Below are 3,090 nucleotides of genomic sequence, written 5' to 3' on the forward strand. Positions count from 1 at the left end.
TGGGAAAATAGCGTTTTTGTGTGGTTGCCATTGCTTATCCTTTTTTTAAAATCTTGTGGGCGGATAGCTTGTGGCTACCCTAAAAGGCGTGCCCTAGTTTGGGCTTGAAAATCTTAAGATTAAGGCGTGTGGTGCGTGCTGATGGTTTTGCCTTTTTCATCATAAGTTATCGTGTATTGCCCTTTTTTCACGGTTACAGAGTTAGCTGTAAGCCTAGTAGTTTATCGCTCGGGCTCATAGCGTGCATATAAAGTGTTTTATTTTTCTCACCATAGACATGGAGCTGTTGCGATTTCACTTCCGCATATGTAATTGCCATCATTTTCTCCTTAAATCATTTTTTAAAACTTCATTTCTCACACCAACCAAAACCCTTAGCTCTTAAGAGCCAGTCTTATTAAGGCAGCACAGACATAACCTCTCCTTTCTATGGGTTAGCTCTCTTGTGGCTCTAGTTTTAAAATCTCCATCTTGATGTATTCTTCTAAGCTCTTAGGGCTTAGGACACTGTCAAAGGCCTGGAAGTTTGTTTGTTCGCTCATATTTGCCTTAATCGCTCCGTGGTAAAGACTCAAGGCTTTTAAAAACTCTTGAAAATCGGGAGAGTTTTTAGACAACTCGCCTAGCATCGTGTGGTCTAAATTGTCTTTAAACCTTGCATTTAAGAGCACTTGGCTTTTTTGTCAAATCTTCAGTGTCTAACACAATCACGCCTATGCCAAAGCTTGCGTGTAATCGTTTGAGCAAATCCATTAAATCATTGTCTTGGATGTTTAGTTTTTCAGCCACTAAGTAGCCCTCATTAGCCCAAGAGCTGTTGCTGATGGCTTGGAAGTAATGTTCTCTGCAATTGCTTAAATCCACTTGCTTTTTGAGTTCAAAAGAAAAGAGTTTTAAGGGCAAAATGTCAAAGTTCTCTACAAACTCACGCAAAGCAGGATCGAAGTTCTTATACGCAAAACTCGCTCCTACCATATCTGGATAAAGCCAAGAGTTTTTGCCCTGTTTGGCTTTGAGCGCACTTTCGTGTTTAATGGTCTTGGTGTGTGCGCCCCATTTGTGTTGGACAAAGTAGGCTAGTAGTGGGTGCAATGTGCGTTCGTGGTGGGTTTCTGTTTTACAAGAAGTTGAAGAGCTTGTTTGGGTTGTGCTCTCAACTACATTATCCGCATATTCTTTAAGGGCAATGCTGATGGGTTTGCCCTCCACTTGCACGAAAGGCACTTCCTCCTTGTTCTTTAAAGCCTTATACGCAGGGAAGTAAGTCAAATGCTCGGCTGTGCTAAACATTTTATCGATCTTGTGCGCTTTGTAAAGCTCTTGCGCCCTTGTGTAAAGGTCATAGATCGACACGGGAGCTTTGGCTTCTTTGAGCACAGCTAGGACAATTTCTAGGTAGTCTTGTTTCATAGGTTTTCCTTAGAAAAGTAGACATTTGTTGTAGTTTTTGTAATACTGACTCAGTTGTTGTGCGCTTTCTTGTCCACCCAATAGTTTATGGTAATCCTTGCGCTCTTTTAGGCATTGTTTGTAATACCCAAAAGTTTCCAAATCGGCTTTTACGATGTCCTTTTGTTTAAGGCTAGAATCAAAACCCTTGCTCTCCTCACAAAAAGCAATTTGCGCCTCTAAAAGTTCTAAAAGTTTGCTTAAAACACGGTGGTGTCGTTGCTCTTGCCAAAAAGGTTTTAACAGTGCGATCCACTCGCAGCGTTTAGCAAGAAGTGCGCTTGGCTCTATATCCTTACCTTCCTTGCTTTGACGCTCAATCTCTTGTTGCTGGATTTTCACCCAAGCCGCAGCACACAAGCAATCTCAAAACTCTAAGCCCTTTTGTAGGCTCTCTTTGATCTTGCTGTTATAAAACTTTGTGCGCTCCTCTTCCTCATACCAAATCCGCCAATCCTCAGGCACTAACCCCTCTACATACTCATCCTCACAACTATTCCCCTGATCACTGCTGCACACGCTATCCATCGAATCATAAAACCCATATAAGCCCAAGAGCGCCTCGTTTTCGTTTAAAATCTTAGAGCGATCTTCATACAGCAACTCTTCGCCCCCCAAGAAATAATACGCCTGTATGTAGCCCCCTTTAATCGCCTTTTGCATCGCATCATAAGCCCGATTAGAGTATAGGCGTAAGCGGTCATCGTGCTCATAGCTTTCCTCCAAATACCAATAGGGACTTTCTTCTAGACTGCCCGCATTAATCATATAAAGTCCCAGCCATGCACTCGCCTGTGCATCTCCACTTTCTGCTTGTTTCTTTAAGGTATCTATAATTTCCTCGTAAAATTCTACTTCGCATTCTTCAAATGCAAAATCTAACCCGGCTCGACCCTCACCATTAGCAACTAGATCGGTAGAAAACGCCACAGGTTTGCTAGGCATCTTAATCCCTTCTTCCTCAAAATTTTCATTGATCAAGTTTTGTCCTACTTTTGCCTGTTCTGAGCCTAGTTCCGCAGCCTTTTTAAAGTGCTCTAAAGCTTTATGTGGATTAGGAGCGACAAAAACCCCCTGCAAATACATTTTACCCAGCTCTAGCCACGCAATAGGGTCATTTTGTTCTAGGGCTTTGGTATAGTCCTCAAAGGCTTGTTTGGTGTTTCTACCATATTGCCATAGGGGTTTTGTTGCGCTTGACTTAGGTTTAGGTTTGGCTGTGTCTAAAGCGGTGTTTGCAAAAAAGGCAGGGGAGAAGCTAAAGTCTATAGGAGTTAATGTCCCTTTCTTATTTCTAGTCAAAGCATCCTCTGATGCCTTAGCAAAGGCTTTAGCTTCTTTTAAGTCATTAGTACATTGTCCGTTAAGCGCGTCTTGGTTGCACAAGTCTTTTAGCCCCTCTTTTAAAATCTCTTGTTNNTTTTTTTTTTTTGCGCATCTTTAAAGTGTGCCAACGCTCCTTGCGGCATTGCCTACCCTAGACTTTTTGCCTGTGCACTAAGTGGTGGTGCAAGCTACTCTAAACAGATTGTAAGCCTTGCACAGGACAGAATCGAGTATTTCTTGGAGTTTTTGCTACAACATCTAAAAAACACCTAAAACACCAACTTCCAAGCTAACCGATTGACATACTCTCCCATA

At 42.1% G+C, this 3,090-nt stretch carries 4 protein-coding genes; all 4 read right to left on the bottom strand.

Annotated elements, in window-relative coordinates; genetic code table 11:
* Positions 1-434: 434 nt before the first annotated feature.
* From C5684_RS08745 to C5684_RS09635, 4 genes are read right to left on the bottom strand one after another with little or no spacing between them, the layout of a single operon-like run.
* Positions 435-629 carry a hypothetical protein gene (locus tag C5684_RS08745; RefSeq protein ID WP_104628482.1) on the bottom strand — a complete coding sequence of 65 codons (195 nt, stop codon included), beginning with the start codon at positions 627-629 and terminating at the stop codon, positions 435-437.
* A 19-nt stretch (positions 630-648) separates the two neighbouring features.
* Positions 649-1,410 carry an HrgA protein gene (locus C5684_RS08750; protein ID WP_104640072.1) on the bottom strand — a complete coding sequence of 254 codons (762 nt, stop codon included), beginning with the start codon at positions 1,408-1,410 and terminating at the stop codon, positions 649-651.
* Between the two features lie 9 nt (positions 1,411-1,419).
* Entirely contained in the window at positions 1,420-1,809 is a 390-nt protein-coding gene (locus tag C5684_RS08755) for a hypothetical protein (protein WP_104640073.1), read from the bottom strand.
* A 6-nt stretch (positions 1,810-1,815) separates the two neighbouring features.
* The gene (locus tag C5684_RS09635) at positions 1,816-2,835 is read right to left on the bottom strand and encodes a tetratricopeptide repeat protein (RefSeq protein WP_233708737.1); all 1,020 of its coding nucleotides are present in this window, start codon (positions 2,833-2,835) and stop codon (positions 1,816-1,818) included.
* Between the last annotated feature and the right edge of the window lie 255 nt (positions 2,836-3,090).

The organism is Helicobacter bizzozeronii, from assembly GCF_900196775.1.
In the GTDB taxonomy this organism is placed as follows: Bacteria; Campylobacterota; Campylobacteria; order Campylobacterales; family Helicobacteraceae; genus Helicobacter; species Helicobacter bizzozeronii.